This is a genomic window from Cyanobacteriota bacterium, from assembly GCA_027618255.1.
Classification (GTDB): domain Bacteria; phylum Cyanobacteriota; class Vampirovibrionia; order LMEP-6097; family LMEP-6097; genus JABHOV01.
Window position 1 is genome coordinate 1 of record JAQCFG010000025.1, and the last position, 26,786, is coordinate 26,786.

The window sequence follows — 26,786 nt, forward strand, 5'->3', positions numbered from 1 at the left end:
ATCAATCTTTTTGTTCTCATGACTACGGGTGACCAGATTCTTCCTTCTGTGACGATAGTCTGCGCGACCCTCGTCTCGCGTTATCAAGGTTTAGAAAGAACGGGAGATTCGGTATTCATTCATTGAAACTACTATATACAAAGAGAAAGAGGACGCAAGGTCCTCTTTCTCTTTGTAATGGTGGGTCTTCGGTGACTTGAACACCGGACCTCGCGCTTATCAAGCGCGCGCTCTAACCAACTGAGCTAAAGACCCACATATATTCAATTGTATTTCCCCAGCTAGCAAATTATAGAATAAACCAGAGCAAATAACTCGCTATACAGATTATTTTTAAAGAATTTTGCATTATTAGGTAGCTTTTCTAATTAAGCACAACAAAACTTCTAAATGCTCAAGCTTAGTCAAAGGATTCATCAAACTTACTCTCAGATAAACTTGCCCGCGCAAGTCTGTTTTTACCAAATAAAAATCTCCAGAACGAATGATTATTTCTCTAATATCTTTTTGCAGTTGATTTAATTCAACAGTGTTCAATTCTTTTTTAAGATATCGAAAACAAACAATATTGGACTCTGGTTCAATCGCAAGTTCAAAATCATCTTGCTGTTTGATTAATTCAGCAAATCTTGTGGCAAGATCGTGAGTGTAATCAATATAGTCAGAGAAAAACTCTTCTCCATGGATAGCAAGTGAGAGATATAATTTCATCGCCATATTGGGCTTAGTACATTCAACCGTGCGATTACAAGTATCGCGCTCTATAGAGTTGTGATCTAACAAGTAACTAGCCTCTTGAGAAAAAGTCGCATAAGACTCCTTGCGATTTTTGTAGATCACTGCAGTGATCAAACTCGGAATCGCCATCATCTTGTGCGCGTCCCAAACTACAGAATCCGCTCTATTAATACCTTCTATCAAGTGCTTATATTTCTCAGACAAGGCAACAGAAGCGCCGTGAGCCCCGTCAACATGTAACCAAAGATCATTCTGCTCACAGAAATCTGCAATGCCATTCAAATCATCATAACTACCAGTCGCTGTAGAACAAGCACTTGCACAAACAGCTATGACTCTCTTACCATCTTTCTGGCTCTGCTTATAAACAGTTGCAAGCTCGGTTATTTTCATCTTGAAATTGTCATCAGTAGCTACTTGATAAATAGACTTACTGGCCAATCCCAAAATATGTGCAGCTCTAGAAATCGAATAATGGTTTTGATCAGAAACTATAATAGCCAAATCTTCCTTGACGCCTTCTTTCCAAACATCATAACCAGCCTTGACTTGGCGAGCCGTCAGCAAAGCCGTGAGGTTACCTAAAGAGCCGCCAGACGTCAATACAGCACCAGCTGTTTCAGTATTGATGTAAAGCTTCTTAGCAAGCCAACAAACAATCGCTTGCTCAATTCCATAACTAGCTGGTCCCATCTCATAAATAGTAGATGGACTATTCAGTAGAGAATAAGCTAACTCGGCAAGTGCTGCTGTAGGGATAGGGGTTGATACTTGATGACCAGCATAACGGGGAGAGTGTAAATGATTAGACTCATCAATAAATTTCTTGAGGATTTCTTCTATCTCGGATTTGCTATCAAAATTACTCTGCCAACTTACAATTGCCTGCTCTGGATCTTGCCACTTCAAGACAGGCAAATCATTTACTCCACTAAGATAATTAGCAAGCACTTCTATTACTTTATAGGCTCGTGTTTTAAAATCGTCGACGTTATAAGCATCAACAATTGACTTATAGCCTGACTTGACTTTCTCTGTCATTATTCAATTTTAACAAAACTAAGCAATAGCCAGTAAATAAACTTCATAAATCTCGCCATCAACAAGAATAGTTCTTGGGGCACCTTTACGGTTTTTCTTTTTGTTTGTAACAATCTTGGTTAGTTTTATATTGCTGACATCATGCGATCTCACCTTACCAGCTTGTGCCGCAGCACCAGAAGTCTGTTGTTCAAGTGAAAATTCTTTGCCTGCAGATTCACCATTCGCTCCAGCACCTTGTCCAGATTGCTGTTGATTTCCACCAGGTCTAATATTTGATAGTCCGCCAATACTCATGGCTTAGTTATATATAATCAAAGTTAAGGTTAGGTTATGAGGGGTTAAATATCCAAGATCGCTAAGCCTGAATACTCTTCAATAAAAGCCTTACGCGGTGCAACAACATCACCCATTAAAATATCAAAAATACGACTTGCTTCTTGTCCATCTTCAATCATCACTTGTTTAAGCGTTCTTGTTTCAGGATTCATAGTCGTATCCCAAAGTTGTTGAGGCATCATCTCACCAAGACCTTTGAAACGTTGGATAGCTACCTTCTCACCAAACTCAGCTAATGCAAGCTCCAATTGATGATCCGAATAAACATATTTCACTTTTTTCTTGTGCTCAAGTTTGTAGAGAGGTGGTTGTGCCACAAAGACATGTCCATTCTCAATCAATTGACGAGCATATCTAAAAAAGAAAGTAAGAATCAAAGTACGAATATGAGCTCCATCAACGTCCGCATCGGTCATGATGACAACTCTTTTGTAACGAAGTTTTTTGAGATCCAGGTTTGCAGCATCCATCTTCAAAACAGCAGCTTCACCCTTCTTACCACTAGCTTCATCATTTTCAAATGGTACCAAACCAATAGCTTGAATCATTGATTGAATCTCAGTATTGTCATAGAGCTTGTCTACAGTCGCTCTTTCAACGTTGAGGATCTTACCTCTAAGTGGAAGTATCGCTTGATAATTACGATCGCGCCCTTGCTTTGCTGAACCACCCGCAGAATCACCCTCAACTAGATATACCTCACAAAGCTCAGAGTCAGTATTTGAGCAATCAGAAAGCTTACCAGGTATTCCAGAAGAGCCTTCTAGAGCTGACTGCCTGCGAACAGCGTTTCTTGCTTTCTTGGCAGCTTCACGCGCCTTGCGCGACATGATCGCCTTATTGACAATCGCTCTAGCGTCTTTAGGATTTTTGTCAAGCCAATCAGAGAAATGGTCACCCATAATCTGCTGTACGGCAGAACTAACTTCATTATTAAGGAGTTTAACTTTGGTCTGAGATTCAAACTGAGGGTCTCTCACTTTGACAGAGATAATTGCAGTGATACCCTCACGAACATCATCACCACTTAAGTTCTCTTCTTTGTCTTTAACCAAACTTGATTTACGAGCGTAATCATTTATCAATCTAGTCAAAGCAATTCTAAAACCTTGCATATGAGTCCCGCCATCAGGGTTAGTGATGTTGTTTGCAAAAGCTACACAATGCTCATTGAAGTTCTCGGTGTATTGAAGAGCAAGCTCTACAACAACCTCTTGATTCTCACCTTCACATTGAAAAATACCTTTGTGGATAGGAGTACGAGATTCGTTTAAATATCTAACATAGCTCAAAAGCCCATCAGGACTGTGATACTCTTCGGTGCGATGAGCGTTGTCTTCATCGAGTCTCTCATCAGTAAAAATTATTCTAAGTCCCTTGTTCAAAAAAGCCATCTCTCGAAAAGCATTAGCTAGGGTTTCGCGATTAAACTTAGGCATAAACAATTCGCCATCAGCATTCGTTTCTTTGAAAATATTTTTATCAGGCCAAAATCTAACTAAAGTGCCACTCTTGTCAGTCTTGCCAGTCTTGCCTTTCTTTTTAAGTGGAGCGCTTGGGGCACCAACTGGAATGCCACTACCTTTAAATTCAACGAAATATACATTGCCATCTTTGTAGACTTCAACGTGCATTTTCTCTGAAACTGCATTAACGCAACTTGCACCAACACCATGAAGACCACCTGATACTTTGTAACTAGAGTCTTCGCCACCGAATTTACCACCAGCGTGTAGTACCGTAAATACAGTCTCAACACCAGAAAGCCCAGTCTTCTTGACAATGTCAGTAGGGATTCCTCTACCATTATCTTCAACAGAAAGCGAACCATCTTGATGTACAGAGATATTGATCGTGTCGCAATAACCAGCCAAAGCCTCATCTACAGAGTTATTAACAATCTCGTAGACACAATGGTGCAGCGCCTTGTGGTCAGTACCACCAATATACATACCTGGACGCTTACGGACAGCCTCCAGTCCTTCTAGAACTTGAATATTACTAGCACTGTAATTATCCTTCTTTTTAGTTTTTGTAGATTCTGTCGTCTCAGCCATTGTTGCCATATTTTGTTTAAAAGTCCTTGTAGATTGGGGTTTTCTAGTCAATCTCATTCTATCATTGATCTTAAAAGCAAGAACATTAAATAATTTTGCCAGAATTAGTATTGCGCAAATACTAATCAGCCGGATTTACTGGCTGGTTGCTACGTACGCGTCAGTAAAATGATAACAGCGGCCTCGATAGCTCCTGGAGCTAGATCTGATACTTCATGGCAAAATAATTTGCCATTAGAGGAGCACAGGGTTGAAATAAAATCCAATAATAGTTGGAGCGATTTAGCAAAAAAATATGCAGGTATTGTTGATTCCAGAGAATCTTTAGTTAGATTAGCTCTAGAGTTTTTTGGAGCTGACTTACCTTGGTCAGCTGCTGCTGCCTTAAGAAATAAAAATACTTTTTTTGAAAGGGTTTTTGAAAGTGTAATTTCTTTTACTTCATTTGCAGTCTCACCTAAAATTACAGAACTTTTTGCAAAACTTGCTGGAAAACTCTTCAGTCCTAACTATAGTTCTAGTGAGATTATGAACTTAGTCAACCTTAATCGACACGAACTGCGAAGCAAAGAAGATTTTGAAAAAGGTCGTCAAAGAATTTTAAATGAAGAAATTAACGATAGGAAACGCATATCGCAACTTTATAGTTCTGCTGGCAAAGAAGTACAGGCAGATAAATTTGCAAAAGATGCTCAAAATATAGAAAAGATATTTCTTGGCTTACAGTACGATGAAGGCTTAATGTCTCAGATTCGTAAGATTAAAGAATTTACAATCGTTGCAGACAGTGTATTTGAAGGGTCTTTATGGGGTGGATTTGGCATGCTTTTAAGATGGTTTAGAAAAAATATTTTGGGAGTAGATAGCTTTTCCGGTACCGGTAATTATGTCAATAAAGAAGAAGCTAAAAAATTAGGTCAAAGTTCGGATTTAGCTTTATGGCAAAAGATTGGTGGAGCACTCATGATACCTGCAGCACCTGTGATGAACTTTATATTGATGAAGTTAACAGAGAATAAAGAGAAATTAGCCAACAGTAAATTTTTACAAATGATTGATAAGGCTTATGAAATGACTCATGGACTCTACCCTAAACTAGGACTGATGTTCTCATATACTTCATTACCTAAATGGATTGGTACTTTTATCACTGCTCAAGGTAAAGATGAATTGATAGAAAGATTAATAGGTTTTTGTATTCTAATTAGTTCTTGGTGGCAAGGTCAAAAGATCTTTAATGGTGGTCTTGCTAAATTCTTTGACAAACAATTACAAAATAAATATAACTGTGAAAAAGGTATTCTTGTCGACAAAGAATATCACGGCAAACTTTTTGCTGAACAAGCAAGAATACATCAAGTACTAGAGATGACTGATCATGACAAAGAGCTGCAAAATGATGCTAAAGATGCACATGCTAAAACACTTTATATGGGAGTCGGCTTACATTCATTCTCTATCTTCTTGCTTAGCTTACTAGTAAATAAAATTACGAAGTGGCGAGTACAACGTAAGTTGAAGAGTGCATAAGCTTCTTAAGACTCGCTTACAAAGGGCTTTGCCACATTTATTGAGCTTTTAGTAAGAATCTATCATTGCACCAGCGGCAACCAATACCTGCCCGCTGACATAAGAAGATAAATCAGAAGCAAAAAACAAAGCAAGATTGGCAATGTCAATTGGCTTACCCATTCCTTCAGGTCTTTGCAAACCAGTTTGTGAATAAAGCATTTTGATCATTTGCATTTGTTGTTCTGGTACTCCTAGTTTAGGATCATCAGAAGGTCCAGAAGTTAATCTAGTTTCTATAAAACCTGGAGCAATAGAATTACAACGAATATTGAATCTCGCCCATTCTTTAGCTACAGTGCGAGTCATACCATTAATACCTGCTTTAGCAGCAGCATAATTAATTTGCCCTGCGTTACCTTTGACACCAGAAGTTGAACTGACGTTAATGATGGATCTTGATCTTGCAGCAGTTTCATCCTTGGCTACATCGCGCATTGCAGGCACGCTTGCTTGAATCATATTATAAGTACCTTTGAGATTAACCTCAATCACAAAATCCCATTCCGCTTCAGTCATTTTGTGAATTACAGCGTCTCGTGTAATTCCAGCAACGTTGGCAAGAATGTCAATTGATCCTCCACCTAAATCCATTCCAGCTTTGATGATTCTGTCGCAATCTTCGCGCTTGCAAATATTGCCAGTGACAACAACTCCATCCGAGCCGGCTTTTTTCACAAGCTCAAGAGTTTCATTTGCTGGTCCTGCATCAATATCAGCGATTACGATTTTGGCACCGTGTTTGGCATAAAGCTCCGCTGTCGCTTGCCCAATTCCTCTACCCGCTCCGGTGATTACTGCTACTTTACCTTCTAATAATTTGCTCATATGAATATCATGCCCACTAAATAGAGCTGTATCTCCATCGCCTGCTCTTTGAGATAATATCAATCAATCCATGGTGATCTTATCGTAAAAAGTGAACTGAGGAGCAACTGTCTTAAAAGTCAAGTAAAATAATTTAAATTTCTGCAAAATGCCATTTAGTTTGATACTTAATCATAGAATTCATTGTAACCAAGAGCCTTCTCATACAGGCAACGATGGCTACTTTGGGGGCTTTTCCTTTAGTTCTCAGACTCCAATAAATTTCTTTTATGGCTGGATTAAATTGACACGCGACTAGAGTTGCCATGTAAAGTACTCTGCGAACCTGGAATCTTCCTCCCCAAACTTTTCTTTTTTTCTTGATACTCGTTCCACTATCACAATTAAATGGCGCTACTCCAGCAAGTGCGCTAATTTGTTTTCCTGTTAATTTCCCCAACTCAGGCATGTATGCAAGCAATGTAAATGATGTTGCATTTCCTACCCCTGGAATGCTTTGTAGCAGTTGGTTTCGTTGTTTTAGCTCAGCTGAGTTGTTTACTAAATCAATAAGCTCTTTTTCAATTCTCTCAAAATCTTTTTCTAGCCATTTAAGATGTCTTTTAGTGCTTGATATTGATTTCTTAAAACTGAATTTATCTAATCTTGATTTATCCATTTTAATAGCTTCGGAAAGCTGATACCTTCTATCAATAAGGTCTCGGACCATTCTTGTTTCTTTATCAAGAATCAACAGCTCTCTTGGCTGTGAGACTAAGCCATACTGTGCAATTACTTTTGAATCAATTTTGTCAGTCTTTGCCAATATTCCTTGAGATTTAGCAAAATCTCTCATCTGCCTTGGGTTAATTCGAGCTATTGCTATTTGTCCTTCTAAAAACAAGTCAACGAGTATATTTTCATAACCACAGCTAGCTTCAACGATTGTTAGATCTATTTCTAGGTTTTTTAGTAGTTTTATCAATTTTTTGACTGATTTTGTGTCATTTTCAATCTTAAAATGCTTTTTTTCTTCAATTAAATATACATCTAATGTTTTTTTAGACACATCTATACCAGCAATGTTCGTTAACATAGTCAAATCTCCTTATCAAAAATTCTAATTTCTCAACCTTGTAATTACGAGCTAACTTAAAGCTGCTCTAGCAACTGTTCGAGATTCATAGAAAAGAACACAATAACCATGCTCCACAGCAGTTTTAAGACCTAAACCCTAAACTTAGACGCGGCTCGATTTACTGTATTCAAAATAACTGAGTGAGTTGCACCTCGCTCGGTTACTTGTCTATCTACAAATCATCAAAACAATAATTTTAGATAACGAATTCACTATACAAGACGCGGCCCCGCTTGGGTGATAACATATTGATGCAGATGGACAAAAACATAGTAATAGTAGGTGGCGGATTAGCAGGCTTGGGAGCAGCTCTTAAAGCAGTGCAAAAAGGTTCGACGGTAGACATTATTTCTCTAGTGCCCGTTAAACGATCTCATTCGGTTTGTGCTCAGGGTGGAATTAACGCAGCCAAAAATATCAAGGGCGAAGGTGATCATCCTGACAAACATTTTTTTGACACTATCTATGGTGGTGATTTTTTAGCTAACCAAGGTCCTATTAAAAGAATGTGCGATCAAGCACCAGAAATCATTGACCTCTATGACAGATTTGGGGTGATGTTTAATAGAACACCTGAGGGACATCTCGATTTTAGACGTTTTGGTGGAACCCTTTATCACCGTACCGCTTTTGCTGGAGCCACTACTGGACAACAACTACTTTATGCACTTGACGAACAAGTTCGTCGTTTTGAGTCAGAAGGCAAAGTCACTAAGTATGAGGGCTGGGAAATGCTTTCTACTGTCATAGATGATGAGGGCAATTGCCGTGGTGTTGTTGCGCAGAACCTATTAACAATGGAGCTTAGAAGTTTTAAAGCCAATGCAGTAATTCTTGCAACAGGCGGACCAGGCAATGTCTATGGCAAATCAACCAATAGTGCAATCAACAACGGAATTGCCGCTTCAAGTGCTTACAAACAAGGTGTACATTATGCCAACGGTGAATTTATACAAGTTCACCCAACTGCAATTCCAGGAACCGACAAAGATAGATTAATGTCAGAGTCAGCGCGCGGAGAAGGCGGTAGAATTTGGACATACAAAGATGGCAAGCCATGGTACTTCCTTGAAGAGAAATATCCACGTTACGGTAACTTAGTTCCACGAGATGTTGCAACTAGAGAAATTTTTGATGTTGTGGTGAACAAAAAACTTGGCGCAAACGGCAAACGTTTTGTCTACCTTGATCTTACTCACATAGATAGAGAAGAACTTGATCGTAAGCTCGGTGGCATACTTGAGATCTACGAAAAATTCAAGGGTGCAGATCCTCGCGAAGTACCAATGGAAGTCTTTCCTTCAGTGCATTACAGCATGGGCGGACTTTGGGTTGATAACGAAAAACAAATGACCAATATCCCTGGTTTGTTTGCAGCAGGTGAATGTGAATATCAATATCACGGCGCTAATAGACTAGGAGCAAACTCGTTACTTTCTTGTACTTACGGTGGTTTCCTCGCGGGGGTTTCTGCAACAGAATACATCAACAATATCGACAAATCGGTTAGTGATGTTAAAGAAGAAGAATTTAAAAAACAAATCAAAGTTGAAGAAACTGAAATCAACGAAATCATTGCCCAAACCGGCAGTGAAAATATTAGACAAATACATGTCGACATGGGTGACCTGATGACAGAGAACGTAACTGTCGTTAGAGAAAACAAAAAACTTGAAGCGACAATCAAACAACTTGCAGAGCTTCAAGGTAAATTAAGTTCAGCAAAAATACCCGACTCAGGCAAATGGGCAAACCAAAGTTTGTTCTACGCCAGAGAAGTTCGCCATATGCTAGATATCGCCAAGATCATCACCACAGGCGCCTTAGCAAGAAACGAAAGTCGAGGTGCACATTACAAACCAGAATTCCCAGATAGGGATGATGACAATTGGTTGAAAACAACACTTGCAACTTACAAAGATGGTGAGCCAGTACTTAGTTACCAAGAAGTGGATATCAGTATCGCAAAACCAGTCAAAAGAGACTATACCAAATAATGAATCAATTCAATATTTACACCGCAATAGATCTACTCAACGAAAAATGTGTTCGACTGTATAAGGGCGATTACGATCAAGAGCATACTTATAATAAAGATCCTATATTTGTTGCCAAACGCTGGCAAAGTCTTGGAGCAAAGTACATGCACATCGTTGATCTTGATGGAGCAAGAGACGGTAAACTAGTTAATAGAGCCCTGATTAAATTGATGGTGCATGAGCTTGTTATTCCGGTTCAAGTCGGTGGTGGTATCCGTAACATGGACGCACTACAGACTCTACTTGATGCCGGTGTCACCAGAGTTATTTTAGGAAGCGCGATTGTCAAAGATCCTGACTTTGTCAAAGCTGCCTTGCAAAAACATGGCGGAGACAAAGTCGTACTCGGTATCGATTGTAAAGATGGTTACCTGGCAGTAGAGGGTTGGTTAGAAAGCTCAAACTTGAAAGCGCAAACAATAGTAGAGCAGTTTCAAGAATACGGTCTCACAAGAATCGTCTTCACTGACATTGATAGAGACGGCACACTTGAAGGTCCTAATATACAAGCTCTTGAAGAATTAATGAACGCTTGTCCTAATACTCAAGTAATCGCAAGTGGTGGTATTAGCAATATTGATGATGTTTACGCACTTAAAAAACTTCAGAACAAATACAAAAATCTTGATGGGGTCATCATCGGCAAAGCTCTTTATGAGGGCAAAGTACAAACTAGCAAGCTTTATACCGATGAAATCTACAATTAATGCAAGTACTCTCGGTTAATTCAAACAAAATAGAAACTCCTACAGCCCTTGCTCTTGGGATGTTTGATGGAGTACATCTTGGTCATAGGGAAGTAATCAAATCTGCCACTCAATACGCCAAGCTCAACAAGATCAAAACCGCAGTCATCACCTTGAAGAATCACCCAAGAGAACTCACCAAGGGCAAAGCACCAAAACTAATCACCAACCTAGATACCAGGCTTGCACTTTTTGAAGAGCTGGGTATTGATTATGTCTTAGTCCTAGATTTTGATCAAAAATTAATGAACACTAGTGCTAAAAACTATCTGCAAAAATACTTAATCGATATTCTAAACGCAAAGTTTGTTAGCACTGGTTACGATCATCACTTTGGTAAAGATCGTTCAGGTAATACCGAACTACTTGAAGCATGGGCAAAATCAAATCAAATCACAATTGAAACGCTAGATGCCTGCAAGCAAGGGACAGAAATAATCAGTAGCTCAAAAATCAGAGACTTGATTAGTGAAGGAGCAATCCAGAAAGCAAATGAGATGCTCGGTTACCAGTTCATGATCATTTCCACTGTCATTAAAGGGGATAAACGTGGGCGCAGTCTTGGTTTCCCTACCGCCAACTTGCAACTACCAGCAGACATGGTGATTCCAGCCAAAGGAGTTTACTGTGGCAGTGCAGAATATCAAGGACAAAACTTTCAAGCCATAATGAATATTGGAACAAGACCAAGTTTTGATGATAGTGATAAAATCACCATTGAAGCACATCTGTTAAATTTCAACAGTGATCTATATGATCAATCATTAAAACTAAGACTTAATAAACATATTAGAGACGAAATAAAATTTGACTCAGCAGCCAACTTAATAAAACAAATAAAAGAAGATATAAAACAATGCACGAATTAAAGCAACAAGTAATAGAACTCTGTGGTCCAATCCTTGACTGGTGTACAGCACTTGGGGAACCGGGGCTTTTTGTACTTGCATTTATCGAGGCTTCTTTTTTCTTATTGCCCCCAGAATTACTACTTACTCCAATGGTAATTAGAGAAATTAATGATCCATATATTCTTGCGATGGTTACAACTATTGGTAGTGTCATGGGTGCAGTTTTTGGTTACTATATCGGCTTATTTGGCGGTCGCCCACTGGCACTCAAGTTACTCAGCAAGAAGGCAAACTTTGCAATCAGCAAAGCAGAAGCTTTCTTTGGCAAATTTGGTAGTGCCGCAATTTTGATTGCAGCATTTACTCCTATCCCCTACAAGGTTTTCACCATTACCGCCGGCATGTGCAAAATGAATATAGTGAGTTTCATTCTTTATAGTCTTCTTGGCAGAGGCAGCCGTTACTTGATCTTCACTTATCTCTTAGTCAATTACGGTGAGATTGTACTAGAAAACTTCTTTAAATATGCTCTAATAGCAGCTATAATCTACGCTCTGTACGAACTTATACGCTGGAGAATGAAGTAAATCGGGGCAAGTCCCGATTTACTTCATTCTCCATTTAATCTGGTGCTTACATAATCTATGCTTAACTACAGAGAAACCAGGGCACCAGATATGATTTTTACTGTTTTTTAATCGCCCTTCTGGTTTTAATTGCGACTTCCCAGAAAATTTCGATGCAAGCAGCGGAGAATTAAACCCAGGAGCGATTAAATTTTTCTAAGCAATAACAGTGCTTTTTGCTATATTAACCACTTCTTAATTTTAAATAGTTTAAATAGTATCAAGCCTAAAGGCTTGGTAAATCAATGCAATCTGAGCAAGAAAAACTACTAAAAGATATTATCGTACTAGCGCCGAATAAAGGCCAAGCGGCTTTTGCCAATCCAAATTTAACAAACAATACACAACATAGAACTAGTGATGGAATTAAATTCCCAGTAGATAACGAAGCAACAATTGCTAGAGAGTTTATCCAAATTAAATTAAGAAGAGAATCAAAATTACCAATCTCGCTTAATGACATTAAAGAAGAAACTCAATTACACAAGATAGTTGTTTTCTTTCAACAAAATCCATTCATAAGTCTCAACAATTTTAGGCAAGCAGAGCAAATACTCTCACCATATCTCAATGATCCGCTTGCTGTTACCGACAAACTCAAAAAACTACAAGAAGAGTTTGATAAATCAACCAAGAACCATGACAAATTCGGCAAAGTCGTTATGGGATTCACTTTGAGAAGCAAGGGACTAAGACTCAAACTAGAAAGACCCAAGCTCAAAGGTTGCAGTCAATCAATCGCAATAAACTATAATACAAAACAAGATCCATCATTGCTAGTCTACACAACTTGGGATTGGAAAAACCCCAAAACTGAATTAATAAAATCTAAATCAAACTATAAGCCTAGACAAGCAAGAAACTCATCATCGATTAATTTTGATGCCAATGTCTGGAAAGCTTTTAATGTAGCGGGAATACAACAAAAAAACTACATGAAGTCACTTGATTGTCTTGAACGTAACTATTTAGATTTACCTAAATTCGTTCATGAAGTAAACAAAAAAGAAATAACCAAATTACTTGGTCCCAACTTAATGAATAATGTCGCAATTAAAACAGACAACCAAGAAACTACTTTTCTCAATTTCACCACTAATACATCTCAAAAGGTAGAAGCTAAAGTCACAAGCTTTGCTTCGAGTTTGATTATCTGTCATTGAAGCGGAACTCACGTCTATTATGTGGAAAAATCTGAACTGTGGAGACTTGTTTCACTTCAAGGGACTAAAATAGATAGAAGCTATTAAAATGGCTGTTTGTTTATGCAACTAGAAACCCTTAAACCCGAACTCAGAGAAGAACTTAGAAAAAGTCTAGTCAAGCAAAAACACGACTCTAAAAATACTACACTGGTCTTAGAAGCTTTTGACTTTGCTTTTGACAAGCATATAGATCAAAAGCGCAAAAGCGGTCAACACTATATCATCCACCCATTAGCTGTTGCCAAAACCCTTATTCAATTAAATTGCGACAGTGCAACTATCTGCGCAGGTCTATTACACGATGTATTAGAAGATACTGAATGTTCTAACAATGATATTAAAGAGCGTTTCGGTGAAGTTATTTTTCAATTGGTCGATGGTGTAACCAAACTAGGTAGGCTCAATTTCAAATCAAGCCAAGAAGAGCAAGCAAACAACTTTCGCAAAATGCTTTTGGCTATTGCCAAAGACGTAAGAGTCGTCTTGGTCAAACTTGCTGACAGACTACACAATATGCAAACGCTTGAGCACATGCCTGAAGAAAAAAGAAAACGAATTGCCCAAGAGACTCTCGACATATTTGCTCCACTTGCTAATAGATTTGGTTTACATACTCTCAAAATTGAACTGGAAGATCTTGCTTTTAAATACTTATATCCAGAAGAATATAAGAAAGTTAAATTTGTTGTAAACATCAAAAAAGAAGAACGAGAGACTCAAGTACTAGTTAGTAAACAAAAAATTCAACAAATACTGCTTAAAAACAATATCAAAGCAGAGGTCCAAGGACGAGCTAAACATTTTTATAGTGTTTTTCGCAAACTCAAAATGCCAGGCACTTCAGTCATACATGAAGATCTTGATCAGATAGAAGTCTATGACCTGCTTGGCATAAGGATTCTAGTTGACGACATCCAAAGCTGCTATGCCGTTCTAGGATTGATTCATAAACACTTTCGACCAATGTCAGGTCGCTTCAAGGACTATATCGCCGTACCTAAAGCCAACCTCTATCAATCACTTCACACTACTGTAATCAACCCCTATGGTAAACCGCTAGAAGTACAAATTCGTACCTTTGAGATGCACGGAATTGCAGAAAACGGAATTGCTGCTCACTGGCACTACAAAGAAGCAGGCGGATCCAATAAAGCAGAACAGCAGGATCTTGAAGAACTGACCTGGATAAGACAACTATTGAGCTGGCAAACAGACGTAAAGGATGCAGGCGAGTATGTGGATACTGTCAAAAAAGATATTCTGGCTCAAGAAGTTTATATTCTCAGTCCAAGAGGTGATGTTTTCACTTTGCCTGTCGACTCAACACCAATTGACTTTGCATACAAAGTACATTCCAAAATTGGAGACACTTGTACCGGAGCAAGGGTTAATGGTTCCATCGTACCAATTAATTACAAATTACAAAATGGTGATCTAGTTGAAGTAACCAACTCAAAAAATGCTCACCCTAATCTCTCTTGGCTTAACTTCGTCAAAACCAATCAGGCAAAGCACAAGATCAAATCTTGGTACAAAACTCAAAACAAAGATAGGCATATATCGATTGGTAAACAATTGCTTGAAGAGAAGCATGGCAAAGAGGGTTTTGAGCAATTCCATCAATCAAAAGAGCTTGAAGAAATTGCTGCAAGACTCAATTACAAAACCACAGATGATCTCATTGCAAGTATCGGATCAGGTGACACAACAGTAGCTCAAGTCTTACATAAATTACAAGGCACTAAATACGGAGACCAGCAAGAAGAGAAACTCGACAGATTTCTTAAAATCAAACCTCGTAAAGCTCCTACTAGAGGCGAGCAAGCTGAGATTCCAGAACTTGATGGCTTACTTTATAATATCGGCAAGTGTTGTATGCCAATCCCTGGTGAAGCTGTAATGGGCGTAGTTTCCAAAGGTAAAGGCATCACTATTCATCGCCACAATTGCCATAATCTCAGTCAAGTTGAAGCTGAAAGATTGATGCAAATCCAATGGAATCTAAAAACCGATAATGTTTACCCAACTAACTTAGCTATTGAAGTAGTGGACCGTGTTGGTATTGTCAAAGATATTCTAACTTTGGTTGCTGACGCTGGAATAAATATCGCCGACTTCAAAGTCAAAGAGAGACCGACTAACAACACTGCCCTACTCAAGGTGATTTTCAATGTACACGGACAAGAAGAGTTGAATTCAATTATTACTGCAATTAAGAATATGAGTGATGTGCTTTCTATTGAGAGACTCTAGGAGCTTGTCATCCAGCCCAACTTTACTAAATATAAAGATCTCAGTTAATAAATATGGACTGGGTTACACGCTCCTAGGCTCACTATGTTCGCCTACTTGCAATGCAGCTCCAGCTAAGCTAAGATGATGCCAATGACTACAGCAACAAAAAGATTAAACGACAGACAAGCAAACGAACTGCGCCCATACAGCTTCCAAAGAGGTTTTATAAAAACAGCAGAAGGTTCATGCCTTGTTAGCTGCGGTGACACCAGAGTGATAGTCACAGCCAAAATTGAAGCAAACCTCCCGCCACATCTTAGAGACGCGAATCCGAAACAAGGTTGGCTAACAGCTGAATATTCTATGCTACCTGGTTCTGGGCAAGACAGAATCAGTCGCGAACGCAACAAAGCCAATAGTCGCTCCTTAGAAATTCAAAGACTCATTGGACGTTCACTAAGAGCCATGGTAGATATGAAAGCGATGCCACCTGTGACAATTAATATAGATGCTGATGTGATTCAAGCAGACGGCGGTACACGCACAGCAAGTATCACTGGCGCTTATATCGCAGTTTATGACGCACTACAACATTTACAAAAACATGGCGTAACAATCCGCGACAAACACATCACTTGCTTTCAAAATGGCCTTCCTATAATGAGGCAAATTGCTGCAATCTCGGTTGGCATGCACGGGGGCATTCCCCTATTGGATCTTGATTATCCAGAAGATAGTACTGCAGAAGCTGATGCTAATTTCATCCTGACAGCCGATGGTGGCATCATAGAAATCCAGGCTACAGCTGAAGATGGTGTTATGCAGTATGATGATTTTCAAGCAATGTTCAAATTAGCCCAAAAAGGCGTTGCAGAACTAACCCAAATGCAAAACCAGAGCCTCCAAGGTTAATAGCTGGTTAAGAAAACTCTAGTCAAAAATCCCTATTCTTGAGGTTTATATATACAGAAGGATTGGGCAAATGACAACAGAAACAGCCAAATATAAGCTAAGCAAAGAAGAAAAGCTCAGGATGTCCAATCGTATTAATTACTTTAGGACAATGCCAGCACAAATTCTCAAGACTTCTGCAAACCTTGAAAGTGGTTTTAAACAAATTGCAAATCAATTTGTAGATCATAGAACTAAATCAGTTTTAGTGAATGGCAAGATCATGATTTTAAACATGAGCTGACTTTTTGATCAAATATCTTCTTCACGAATTAGCAGAAACTATCTGAGAGAATTGATCTTGTTGGTATCTTAAGTGAAATCGAAAATATCTACAACCATAATCCAACTCAAGATATACTACCACGGGGCAAAACCAAGTGTTAGAATTTCAAGAGCCCAATGCTAAACGACCTCAAAAACCGAATAACAGTAGCCAAAGTTGGTGATTATAAATTTATTCGGCATCGTTATATACACAGATTAATTTATGTCGCATTGCTATTTAGTCTTTGGCAAACTGTCATTAGTCTAGAACTTTATCCACGCTATTTATTACCAAGCCCATATGATATTTTCCAAACTCTCATCTACGGATTTAGTGAAGCAGATTATGCTTTTGCCATCTTTGAATCATTACGTAGAGTAATTATCGGATATCTACTTGCAGTTTCTTTTGGGATTTTGGCTGGTATTGGTATTGCTCGGTATAATTTTCTTGACACCACGATTGGTGCGTCATTAACGGCACTTCAATCAATACCAAGTGTAGCCTGGGTTCCGCTTGCATTACTTTGGTTTGGGATTTCAGAAGCTGCTGTGCTCTTTATTGTCATCCTTGAAGCATTTATTCCTTGTGCACTTGGAATACGCAGCGGCGTCATGAATATTCCACGTGAAATAATTAGAGCAGCACAAACACTTGGATCCAAACACTTAGATCTTTATATTAGAGTTATTTTCCCTGCTATCATTCCTCAATTAGTAACCAGTCTTAGATTAAGTTGGGCTTTTGCATGGAGAGCTCTTATCGCTGGTGAACTCTTTGTTTCAGGTATCGGCATCGGTCAAAGCCTAGAGCTCGGTCGTAGCCTGGCTGACATGTCACAAGTCATTGCCATGATTTTAATTATCGCAGCGCTTGGATTTATCAGCGACAATCTTTTGTTTAGAACCATAGAAAAAAACGTCCGTGAGAAATGGGGGTTAGTTTAATGGCAATTGAAGTCAATAAGGCATCATTAATATACGCTGGTGCAAAATACAAAGGGCAATATATTCTTAAAGACATAGATCTAACTATCAATGATCACGAGTTTACATGTCTTTTGGGTCCGAGTGGTTGTGGCAAAAGTACTTTACTTGGATTAATTGCTGGTTTTGTAAAACCAAGCTCCGGAGCAATCCTCATCGACAAAGAACCAATTCTAAGACCAGACATCAATCGTAGCCTGGTTTTCCAAGAGTATGCATTATTTCCTTGGTTAAACGTAATAGAGAATGTTGCCTTTGGACTTAGATACAGAATCACAAATAAAGAAGAGCGTTTTATGCACGCAGCTAAATATCTCAAACTAGTAGGCTTGCAAGATCATTCCAAAGATACAATCTCACAACTTTCTGGCGGAATGAAACAAAGAGTCGCAATCGCAAGAGCACTTGCTGTTGAACCAGCATTGCTCTTAATGGATGAACCCTTTGGTGCGCTTGATGATCACACCCGAAGCAATATGCAAAAACTCATTACCGAGATTTGGCTCAAGCTCAAAACCAGTATCATTTTTGTAACCCATAGCATTGACGAAGCCTTGCTACTTGCTGACCGGATTATTGTCATGGCCAGCCCAGACAGCGGCCCATATAGCCATGGTGAAATTAAAGCAGATATACGCATAACCAATCCAAGACCAAGAGAACTTAGTGAGTTGAATCATTATCGAAGAGAAATTCAAGAGCTTTTGTATCAAAAACAAAGCTTTGACGCTGGAATCTAACTCTATTTAGCTATACGCCACTTGGTTATTTGATTAATCAACAGTTTCATACTGAAGATCAATAAAGAATGTAAGGTAAACCCTTTGTATAGTACTTTGGCATGTGCATCGCGAGCTTCTTTCTCCAATTGAGGGTCATGCCTTACTTTACGCAAGACATGCTGTATTTTAGCTGGCTCTGGAGCAGCTTGATGCAAGTCTTCTGGTTCAACCAAAATACCCCTCTCAATACCAAACTTGGCAGCAAGTTTTTTGTCTTCTCGCTGTGCCAAAACTCCATTAGTCACTCTATGTCCAAACCACCAACTTGGAACCATAGTAGCTGTCATCAAGAGATTTTCTATTAATTCGTTTTTGCCTTGTGCAGAAAATAATAATCCCATATTTGCTGGTATCATCAAAAATGAAACCATCAAACCAAGTTTGGGAAATACACCATGAGTCATATCCCATTGATTCTTGATTGTTTTCAGCCAAGGACTTTTGGCAACAGCTTCTTTATCATCAATCTTATTGAGAATAAAATGATTAGCAATTGGACTAAAAATCATGGCAACTATATTACCTGTCCATTGCCACCAAGCCATCTTGTTTGAGTCAGTACTTTGCTTACTCTCCTCATCACTTTCATAGCTTTTGGTACCAGTAAAACGATCTTGTTTCAAAACATACTTCCTAAACAACCTACTAGCTAAAAATACACTACCCCAAAGCCCACCTTCAATAAAACTCTCTCCCTGAATAGTTGCTCTTTTCAGTTTCTTGATTCTTTGTAATCTGGCATCATCTATAGTTAGATTATCAAAGAAGGATTTAAGTGCTTGAGCTTGCTGTTGATAATTACTAGACTTCTTTTGATTTTTGAGATAGAGCTCAGAAAGGAATAATTTATCTTCTGGTTCTTCTTCCTTGATTCTTGCTAATCCCTTGTTCAATGTCTGATGGTCATCAAGGTCATTTAATTGAAAGAGCATATATTTATCTATATCTTTATGCTCATCTTCTTTCATTATCGACTTACCAGCCAAGAGTCCAACCCATTTAGTAAAGTAAGGAGCCATCACCATTGTCAAAAAGGCATAAGTCCCCTGAAAAACAGCTTCAGCAAAACTATATTTATTTCTCATTGCATTTGCAAGCATCACAGGAATCTCCCAGCCTGTTAAATCCAGTGCAGATCTAAAAATAGATTCTCGAGAACAAACTACCTCAGCGAGGTTGCGAGCTTTGTCCCATAAACCAGATTCTTCATCTTGATTAATACTTGGTCTTTCAAACGAAGAAGTCACAGGACTATAAACCTGCTCACCAAGTGTATTCATGTTAGTTGCAAGAGCGACCATGGCAAAGCAAAACCAGCCCAGTCAGGCTGAGCTTATAGTTTATTAGATTATTTTAACCAGTCTGGACGGAATATTGCCAGAGTTAAAGTGAATAAGTAATGACACTTATTTTTAAAAACACCTATTTAAAGCTCTATTAGCTGAAATTAAAGTAATTATTGTCTCAAAGTACTAAAATCATATCTAGCAATGAGCACAGCAAAACATCAACCATTATTTCTCAAATATCGTCCGCAAACAATCGCCGACCTTATCGCACAAGATTCTGTCAAAGAGACTCTGATTAACGCAATTCAAAACAATAAGATCGTTAACGCTTACCTACTTACTGGACCAAGAGGTTCCGGTAAAACCAGTACAGCAAGAATTATCGCGAAATCACTCAACTGTTTAAACCCGAGCACCGGCTCTAGTCCAACTATAGATCCTTGCGGCAAGTGCGAGACTTGTCTTGGGGTAATTAATTCATCAAGTATTGATGTCACTGAAATCGATGCAGCTTCTCATGGTGGCGTTGATGACGCCAGAGATTTAATTGAGAAAGTCAACATGGCAAGTATCACTGGCAAGTACCGTATCTATATTATCGATGAGGTTCATATGCTCTCGACAGCTGCTTTCAATGCTTTACTCAAAGTCATCGAAGAGCCGCCTGCCAAAGTTATTTTTGTTCTTGCAACAACAGAAGAAGATAAAGTACCCAAAACAATTTCTAGTAGATGTCAAAATCTCAAATTTAAACCAATTACAGTCAATGCAACAATGCTGCGATTAAAATATGTCTCAGAGCAAGAAGATATCAATATCGATACAGAGGCGCTCACTATGATTGCGGAGCATTCTGATGGTGCAATGAGAGATGCGCTTGGTCTATTAGATCAGCTTAGTGTTTTTTCAAATACCGAAACAACAATTGGAGAAGCCAAGGTTTTAGACATTCTTGGTTTGATTCCTGGCGATCAGCTTGATTCAATTACAGCAGCAATCATTACAAGAGACCCTCAAAAGCTAGTCGAGGATTTGAATACTTTACTAGCTAATGGCAAAGATCCAATGGCAATCACAAATGAACTTAGCGGACATATACTTAACTTAGTAGAAAACCTAATTAAACCAGAGCCCAATCCTAAGTTCACAAAACTAGTTAACCTAGTGAAAGAAAGCTCAACAGAAAGCTATGAGTTAGTACAAATCCTTGATTCACTCAATAGCTTAAGCCTTAGTTTCAAAAACAGTACTCAAACCAAAAATGTCCTTAAAGCATGGTTAATCAAAATCACTCACCGAGCGGATATTCTGGTAGTCAAAGACTTAGTTGCAAGAATTGAAAAGCTAGAGCAGGGAATAGGGAACAGGGAAACGATGCAAGGGAGAGCAAATCCGGCTCCAACACAAACATCGACACCACCAGTATCAACGAAACCTCAAACAGAGACTAGAACCCAAGAATCAGCTCCAAGGATTGAGAAAAAAACAGTCTCAGAAGCTCCAAGTGCCAAAATTGAAACGACAAATCAATCAGATAGCTTCCTCGATCACCTCAGTCCAGGCTCTAGAGGAATGTATATAAGTAGTCAAGCCAAGCTTGTCAAAGTCGAAGGTGCAATTGCACAAATGCAAATGCCAGACAAATTCAAGTTTCTAAAAGCTAAGCTAGAATCACGTTCAGTAGAAATACTTCAAGCCATCACCAAATCATCTGGTCAATCAGTTCAATCATTAAATATCGAGGTAGTCGAAGTTGTTAACCTAACAGCTTCGAATCCCTAGCCACCCTGTTGAAAATAGCAAGCCCCCAATAGAGAAAAAAGAACAAGCAGTCCAAGTAATTCCTCAAGACTTACCAGTAATTAAAACAACAATAAAAACCACTAACTCACAAACAGTCGCTGTCAACGAAGATATTATCAAACCAGCTATCAAAGGCAAAACGAAAATGGACGAAGTTGCTGAAGCGGCTATTAGTATTTTTAGTGGAAGGGAGTTAAGCGAACAGAGTTAGTTTAATAAGGCAACACGCGCATTCAGCGCGGTTGCTAGCTTTTTGAGCGACCTGTACATCGAAACTTTGTTTCGCAAGATATCTATTAAACACATTGTTAATGCTGTACTAGCATCGGCCCGTCAACCGCCCCATCCCTAAACTGACTAGCATAGCGATTATTGTTTTTCTTATCAAAAAGTTTAGTAGGAGTTCCTTCCCAAACAACCTTGCCAGCATAAACCATTGCAACTCTAGTACAAGCTCTCTGAATAGTTGAAGCCTGGTGAGTTACTAAAACACTTGCTGCATTTGTTTCTTTCTGGAGATTAGTAATCAAATCTTCAATAATAGTACTTGCTACTGGATCTAGTCCGGCAGTGGGTTCATCATAAAGAATTATTTCTGGATCATTGACAATGGCCCGGGCAAAACTAATTCGTTTTTTCATTCCACCAGAGAGCTCACTAGGGTACCAGTTATTAATTCCAGGTAAACCAACTAATGAGAGTTTTTCAGTGACAATTCTATCAATCTCAAATTCAGGAAGATCTTTTGTCACTTTATCGATATAAAGGGGAAAACTAATATTGTCTGCAACGGTCATTGAATCAAACAATGCTGAGTATTGAAACGCCATTCCGAGCTTGCCAGCTCCTAATTCAATTTCACCATCATCAGCATCAATCAAACCAGCAATAATTTTAAGGATGGTACTCTTGCCACAACCAGAGAATCCGATCAAAGCAAGTACTTCGCCCTTCTCAACCTTAAAACTAATCCCATCAAGAACAACATTGTTACCAAATGATTTTTTTAAATTCTTTATTTCAATCATAAACTCAAGGCTTTCAAGACTATTGTAAACTATATATCTAAAGCAAATGCTTTAGCTCCCTTTTACATTTACTGCTAGCAAATGTAAAAGGGAGCTTGTTAGCCTAGAACTAGCCAGAATGTTAAATAAGAGCAATATCCTCTATTACTTCACGATAGCCCTATTAGGCTTTCTTGGCTTGCGCTTATTTCAATTACAAATTCTTGATTATCAAAAATATAAAACACTCGCAAAAAACAACACTAGTAGAACGGCAATCACCAGAGCCCCAAGAGGCATCATATACGATAGACACGGTGAAATATTAGCAACGAGTAAACAATCACTTAGTGTCATTGTATTTCCAGCCGCCCTCCAAGACAAAGAAGCAGTTGCCAAAATCCTCTCCAATTTTATTGAAATCGATTACCAAGAATTACTTGATATCTTTTTAAAGATGGACCCTAGTACTCCATTACCAATTACTTTAGACAATGACATTAGTATCGAATCAGCAATTAAGATTTACGAAAATCAAAACTACTTACCTGGGATCGCTGTTGAAAAACAAGCTACACGCTATTACCCACACAAAGAAATAGCAGCTCACGTCTTAGGCTATGTAGGACAAATCAATAGTCAAGAACTCAAAGAAGCTCGTTCACGTGGATTAGGACTTGGTGACATTGTTGGTAAGGAAGGACTTGAAAAAGTTTTTGATCAAGAATTACAAGGAACCAAAGGTGAAGCAAGAGTAGTTGTCGACCGTTACGGCAAAAGCTTGATTACTGACTCTCGTGATAAACGTGTCATCAAACCAGCTATCAAAGGTGAAAATCTCCACTTAACAATAGATATAGGATTACAAAAAATCGCGATTGAAGCACTTGAAGGTAAACAAGGAGCAGCTGTTGCAATTAATCCTCGCAACGGAGAGATTTATTGTTTAGTTAGCAGTCCAAGTTTTGACCCCAATATTTTTACTAAACCAGTTCCATTTAAACTTTATCAATCACTACTCAACAGTAAAGCCTTCCTCAATAAAGCAATCTCTGCTTATACTCCTGGTAGTATTTGGAAACCAATTACTGCAATTGCGGCACTTGAGCATGGGGTCGTCAATATCAATGAATACCTCAAAGTAGGTGGCAGTATAAATTATGCAGGTTTTCAATTTGGGGACTGGACAAGTAAAGAAGGACAAATGAATTTAATAGACGCACTGGAATGGTCTCGCAATACTTACTTCTATCAAATAGCTAAACGAATGAAAGCAGAATGGATCTCAAATATTGGTAGCAAATTTGGAGCAGGACAGGTAACCGGAATTGAATTACTTGGCGAAAGTCAAGGTATCTTACCAAGTCCAGAATGGAAGAAGAAAAAACTCAAAGAACAATGGTTCCCTGGCAACACTTTACACTTTGCTATTGGGCAAAGTTTTTTAATGCTCAGCCCAATTCAAGCTGCTAGGTTGATTTCAGGTATTGCAAACAAGGGACTCTTACCTCAACCACATTTAATTAAAAATAAAGACAAAGAAGTCTTGCTAGATATAGATGGCATCTCAGAAGAAAGTTACAATATTGTTGAAATGGGCTTAAAGAAATGTATCACCACTGGTACAGGTCAAGCATCAAGGCTCAAAGAAATAGAAGTAGCCGGTAAAACCGGGTCAGCAGAAGTGAGAGGCTACGACCATTCAACCCATGGTTGGTTTGCTGCTTATGCACCAGCCAAAGATCCAGAGATTGCAATAGTAGTTTTTTTAGAAGGTGGTGGACATGGTGGTACTGTCGCAGCGCCTGTAGCAAAGAAAATCTTTGAGGCATATTTCAGTAAACCATCATCAAAGTAACTACTTAGGGGTGCACCGAAAAATGCAAAGTCTCAATCCTTATCTGTCACGTGTTTTACTGGACAGAACCTTTATCCTGGACCCTACAAGAAGAACTTCGTTTTTCAGCGTGTCCTTAAGAACAGCAAGCATAGTCAAAACAAATTTTGCAAAAAGCTATTTTGCAAAATCAGCAGCTTCTACGAAGCTGGGTTATACTCACTTTGCTAACACAAGCTTTTTGGAGAAATTGTTTTGACTATGTTTTTAGATTAATGGTAAGAAGGGGTCCAAGATTGTGTATGCATATATCTATCTCAATGCCATGATAGAATTAGCACAATGCAAAAAGTTTTATTACTAATTTTAGATGGCTGGGGTTACAATCCAGGCAGCAAAGCTAATGCAATCGAAGCAGCTCAAACGCCATTCTATGATTCATTAGTTCAGCAATACCCGTACACTTTGCTTAATGCAAGTAGTACTTACGTTGGCTTGCCAGAAGGTATTATGGGCAACTCAGAAGTGGGGCACGAAAACATTGGCGCCGGCAGGATCAACAAACAAAAACTCACACTGATTTCTGACATGGTAAGAAGCGGAGAGTTTTTTGAAAACCAAGCACTTGACGCAGCCTTTAGCCATGCCAAAAGCAACAATTCCAAAATTCATTTCATGGGATTAATCTCTGAGGGTGATGTTCATGCTCATCTCGGTCACCTCGATGCATTGATTGACTTTGCTAAACGCAAAGGGCTCAGTAAAAAACAAAGCTATTTACACGCAATTAGTGACGGACGTGATGATCCTCCTTATGTTGCCGAGCATCTAATGCGCCGCTTTCAAGACAAAGTGAATATAGCCACGGTCTCTGGACGCTACTGGGCAATGGATAGAGACAATAACCAAAACCGTATCAAAAAATACACAGATGCTGTGATCAAAGGACAAGGACAAAAATCAACAAGCGCCAGTCAAGCAATCACCGACGGTTACCAACTTGCCCAAGATGGCAAGAATCCAACAGGCAACTCTGATGAGTTTATTTTTCCAACAATCATCAACAGTGATGGCTTAATTGAAGACAATGATTCTGTGATATTTTTCAATTTCCGTCCAGACAGAGCAAAACAAATCTCTCATGAGATTGCCCACAAATCAGGCTTAAAGAATCTACACTACCTTTGTTTTGCAGATTATGGAATTGAGCCATCACTGCCAATTGCTTTTACCGAAGACACACTACCAAAGCAAGAGTTTTCAATGAACCTTGGTGAGCTAGTTTCAAAATCTGGAATGAATCAATTCCGCATTGCCGAAACAGAGAAATTCAATCACGTAACGAGCTTTTTCAATTCACGCCGCAAGCAGCCATTTGAAAACGAAGACCGCTTGTTAATACCAAGCCCCAAAGTAGCAACTTATGACTTGCAACCAGAAATGAGTTTGTCGGGAGTAACAGCGGGCTTGCTTGAAGCAATGTCCAATAAAGACAAAGACTACAAACTAATCGTCTGCAACTTTGCAAACCCTGACATGGTAGGACACACCGGCAACTGGGATGCTGTGCTCAAAGCACTTAGTGCCATCGATAAATCCCTTGAGCAAGTGGTAGCCAAAGCCAAAGAAGAGGACTATGTAATCATGCTCACTGCCGACCACGGCAATGCTGACCAGATGTGCCAGGATGATGGTGAAGTGCGCACCGCACACAGTACTAACCCAGTGCCATTTGTAATAATTAATTCAAAACAAGAAATCAAACTACGCCCTGCTCACTCTGATCCCAATGACCTCTATAACAGTCTTGCACTGGCTAATATCGCTCCAACAATTTGCGACTACTTAGATCTGGAGAAACCAAAAGAAATGACTGCGACTTCCTTGCTAGAGACTGCTTTGGTTTAATTACGGCGATATTGCTCTTGCATAATTGCAAGCAATATCTCAATCAACTCAGCTTTCGTCAAAGCTTCATTATCAGAACCTAATACACGTTCCATTTTCTCTTTAAACAAAGCCTGCTCCCTCAAAGCAAGAGGGTCATTTAATGCAACAGTTGAAACTCTTGCAATATCAGACTTCGCTATCAAGGCCTCTAGAGGAAAACGCCCCTCTAAGTATTCATTTATTGCAGTAAAATACTCCAACACTTTATTTTTCAAATCATGCCACCAAGTACCATTCATATTTATTTGCTCAACAGCAGCTGTGACCTTGTTGCTATATTCCCCAAGAGCTTTGTCGTAGACCTTAAAGTACTCTCTGACTTTTTCTCTTTCCCTGCGAATAGTGGACGCTGATCTGGAGCCAGGATTATTTGAGAAATCCCAATATTCCACTCTATTTGTCCAAGGAGATTCTCCTCCTGGCGGTAAACTTGAACTCATACCCCTTACCCCTCTTCCGTAAAAATCTTTTCAATCAACCCACTCGGCGTCACATCAAAAGCAGGATTAAAAAACTCAACTC

22 protein-coding genes and 1 tRNA gene are annotated in these 26,786 nt (G+C 38.9%); 14 read left to right on the forward strand and 9 right to left on the reverse strand.

Going from position 1 to position 26,786, the window contains the following annotated elements; genetic code table 11:
* Nucleotides 1-178 precede the first annotated feature (178 nt).
* From O3C63_04855 to O3C63_04870, 4 genes are all read right to left on the reverse strand, one after another.
* Nucleotides 179-255, reverse strand: a tRNA-Ile gene (locus tag O3C63_04855).
* Nucleotides 256-351: 96 nt separating this feature from the next.
* Nucleotides 352-1,779 (reverse strand): aminotransferase class I/II-fold pyridoxal phosphate-dependent enzyme, encoded by a 1,428-nt coding sequence (locus O3C63_04860; GenBank protein MDA0772253.1) that lies wholly within the window; start codon nucleotides 1,777-1,779, stop codon nucleotides 352-354.
* A gap of 18 nt (nucleotides 1,780-1,797) precedes the next feature.
* Entirely contained in the window at nucleotides 1,798-2,076 is a 279-nt protein-coding gene (locus O3C63_04865; protein MDA0772254.1) for a hypothetical protein, read from the reverse strand.
* A gap of 44 nt (nucleotides 2,077-2,120) precedes the next feature.
* On the reverse strand, nucleotides 2,121-4,175 hold the full coding sequence (locus O3C63_04870; GenBank protein ID MDA0772255.1) for a DNA topoisomerase subunit B: 2,055 nt from the start codon (nucleotides 4,173-4,175) through the stop codon (nucleotides 2,121-2,123).
* Nucleotides 4,176-4,343: 168 nt separating this feature from the next.
* Between O3C63_04870 and O3C63_04875 the strand changes: the two genes are divergently transcribed.
* Complete coding sequence (locus tag O3C63_04875; protein MDA0772256.1) at nucleotides 4,344-5,705, forward strand: hypothetical protein; 1,362 nt, start codon at nucleotides 4,344-4,346, stop codon at nucleotides 5,703-5,705.
* A gap of 48 nt (nucleotides 5,706-5,753) precedes the next feature.
* Here the strand turns inward: O3C63_04875 and O3C63_04880 are convergent, their stop codons facing one another.
* Both O3C63_04880 and O3C63_04885 read right to left on the reverse strand, forming a co-directional pair.
* Nucleotides 5,754-6,572: an SDR family NAD(P)-dependent oxidoreductase gene (locus O3C63_04880; protein MDA0772257.1), complete on the reverse strand. Its 819-nt coding sequence runs from the start codon at nucleotides 6,570-6,572 to the stop codon at nucleotides 5,754-5,756.
* A 133-nt stretch (nucleotides 6,573-6,705) separates the two neighbouring features.
* On the reverse strand, nucleotides 6,706-7,620 hold the full coding sequence (locus O3C63_04885; protein MDA0772258.1) for an IS110 family transposase: 915 nt from the start codon (nucleotides 7,618-7,620) through the stop codon (nucleotides 6,706-6,708).
* Between the two features lie 326 nt (nucleotides 7,621-7,946).
* Between O3C63_04885 and sdhA the strand changes: the two genes are divergently transcribed.
* From sdhA to O3C63_04935, 10 genes are all read left to right on the forward strand, one after another.
* The gene (sdhA, locus tag O3C63_04890) at nucleotides 7,947-9,686 is read left to right on the forward strand and encodes a succinate dehydrogenase flavoprotein subunit (GenBank protein ID MDA0772259.1); all 1,740 of its coding nucleotides are present in this window, start codon (nucleotides 7,947-7,949) and stop codon (nucleotides 9,684-9,686) included.
* Nucleotides 9,686-10,435: a 1-(5-phosphoribosyl)-5-[(5-phosphoribosylamino)methylideneamino]imidazole-4-carboxamide isomerase gene (hisA, locus tag O3C63_04895; GenBank protein ID MDA0772260.1), complete on the forward strand. Its 750-nt coding sequence runs from the start codon at nucleotides 9,686-9,688 to the stop codon at nucleotides 10,433-10,435. Before sdhA ends, hisA begins: the two co-directional genes overlap by 1 nt.
* Complete coding sequence (locus O3C63_04900; GenBank protein ID MDA0772261.1) at nucleotides 10,435-11,343, forward strand: bifunctional riboflavin kinase/FAD synthetase; 909 nt, start codon at nucleotides 10,435-10,437, stop codon at nucleotides 11,341-11,343. Before hisA ends, O3C63_04900 begins: the two co-directional genes overlap by 1 nt.
* Nucleotides 11,331-11,912, forward strand: a complete 582-nt coding sequence (locus O3C63_04905) for a DedA family protein (GenBank protein ID MDA0772262.1) — start codon at nucleotides 11,331-11,333, stop codon at nucleotides 11,910-11,912. The genes O3C63_04900 and O3C63_04905 overlap by 13 nt, the downstream gene beginning before the upstream one ends.
* Nucleotides 11,913-12,196: 284 nt before the next feature.
* Nucleotides 12,197-13,114 (forward strand): hypothetical protein, encoded by a 918-nt coding sequence (locus O3C63_04910; protein MDA0772263.1) that lies wholly within the window; start codon nucleotides 12,197-12,199, stop codon nucleotides 13,112-13,114.
* A 102-nt stretch (nucleotides 13,115-13,216) separates the two neighbouring features.
* Nucleotides 13,217-15,409 carry a bifunctional (p)ppGpp synthetase/guanosine-3',5'-bis(diphosphate) 3'-pyrophosphohydrolase gene (locus tag O3C63_04915; protein ID MDA0772264.1) on the forward strand — a complete coding sequence of 731 codons (2,193 nt, stop codon included), beginning with the start codon at nucleotides 13,217-13,219 and terminating at the stop codon, nucleotides 15,407-15,409.
* A gap of 132 nt (nucleotides 15,410-15,541) precedes the next feature.
* A complete protein-coding gene (gene rph, locus O3C63_04920) occupies nucleotides 15,542-16,303 on the forward strand; it encodes a ribonuclease PH (GenBank protein MDA0772265.1) in 762 nt (253 codons plus the stop codon).
* A 70-nt stretch (nucleotides 16,304-16,373) separates the two neighbouring features.
* Complete coding sequence (locus O3C63_04925; GenBank protein ID MDA0772266.1) at nucleotides 16,374-16,586, forward strand: hypothetical protein; 213 nt, start codon at nucleotides 16,374-16,376, stop codon at nucleotides 16,584-16,586.
* Nucleotides 16,587-16,744: 158 nt separating this feature from the next.
* Nucleotides 16,745-17,557 (forward strand): ABC transporter permease, encoded by an 813-nt coding sequence (locus tag O3C63_04930; protein MDA0772267.1) that lies wholly within the window; start codon nucleotides 16,745-16,747, stop codon nucleotides 17,555-17,557.
* Nucleotides 17,557-18,336 carry an ABC transporter ATP-binding protein gene (locus O3C63_04935; protein ID MDA0772268.1) on the forward strand — a complete coding sequence of 260 codons (780 nt, stop codon included), beginning with the start codon at nucleotides 17,557-17,559 and terminating at the stop codon, nucleotides 18,334-18,336. The genes O3C63_04930 and O3C63_04935 overlap by 1 nt, the downstream gene beginning before the upstream one ends.
* Before the next feature lie 2 nt (nucleotides 18,337-18,338).
* On the opposite strand, the gene O3C63_04940 is transcribed toward O3C63_04935, so the two are convergent.
* On the reverse strand, nucleotides 18,339-19,679 hold the full coding sequence (locus O3C63_04940) for a hypothetical protein (GenBank protein ID MDA0772269.1): 1,341 nt from the start codon (nucleotides 19,677-19,679) through the stop codon (nucleotides 18,339-18,341).
* Between the two features lie 189 nt (nucleotides 19,680-19,868).
* On the opposite strand from O3C63_04940, the gene dnaX reads away from it, so the two are divergent.
* Entirely contained in the window at nucleotides 19,869-21,449 is a 1,581-nt protein-coding gene (gene dnaX / locus O3C63_04945) for a DNA polymerase III subunit gamma/tau (GenBank protein MDA0772270.1), read from the forward strand.
* A 329-nt stretch (nucleotides 21,450-21,778) separates the two neighbouring features.
* Here the strand turns inward: dnaX and O3C63_04950 are convergent, their stop codons facing one another.
* Nucleotides 21,779-22,498: an ATP-binding cassette domain-containing protein gene (locus O3C63_04950; GenBank protein MDA0772271.1), complete on the reverse strand. Its 720-nt coding sequence runs from the start codon at nucleotides 22,496-22,498 to the stop codon at nucleotides 21,779-21,781.
* 118 nt (nucleotides 22,499-22,616) lie between these two features.
* Here O3C63_04950 and mrdA point away from each other — a divergent pair, with 118 nt between their 5' ends.
* A complete protein-coding gene (gene mrdA / locus O3C63_04955; protein MDA0772272.1) occupies nucleotides 22,617-24,335 on the forward strand; it encodes a penicillin-binding protein 2 in 1,719 nt (572 codons plus the stop codon).
* Between the two features lie 321 nt (nucleotides 24,336-24,656).
* Nucleotides 24,657-26,222 carry a 2,3-bisphosphoglycerate-independent phosphoglycerate mutase gene (gpmI, locus tag O3C63_04960; protein ID MDA0772273.1) on the forward strand — a complete coding sequence of 522 codons (1,566 nt, stop codon included), beginning with the start codon at nucleotides 24,657-24,659 and terminating at the stop codon, nucleotides 26,220-26,222.
* On the opposite strand, the gene O3C63_04965 is transcribed toward gpmI, so the two are convergent.
* Entirely contained in the window at nucleotides 26,219-26,704 is a 486-nt protein-coding gene (locus tag O3C63_04965; GenBank protein ID MDA0772274.1) for a hypothetical protein, read from the reverse strand. The genes gpmI and O3C63_04965 overlap by 4 nt on opposite strands.
* Nucleotides 26,705-26,786 lie beyond the last annotated feature (82 nt).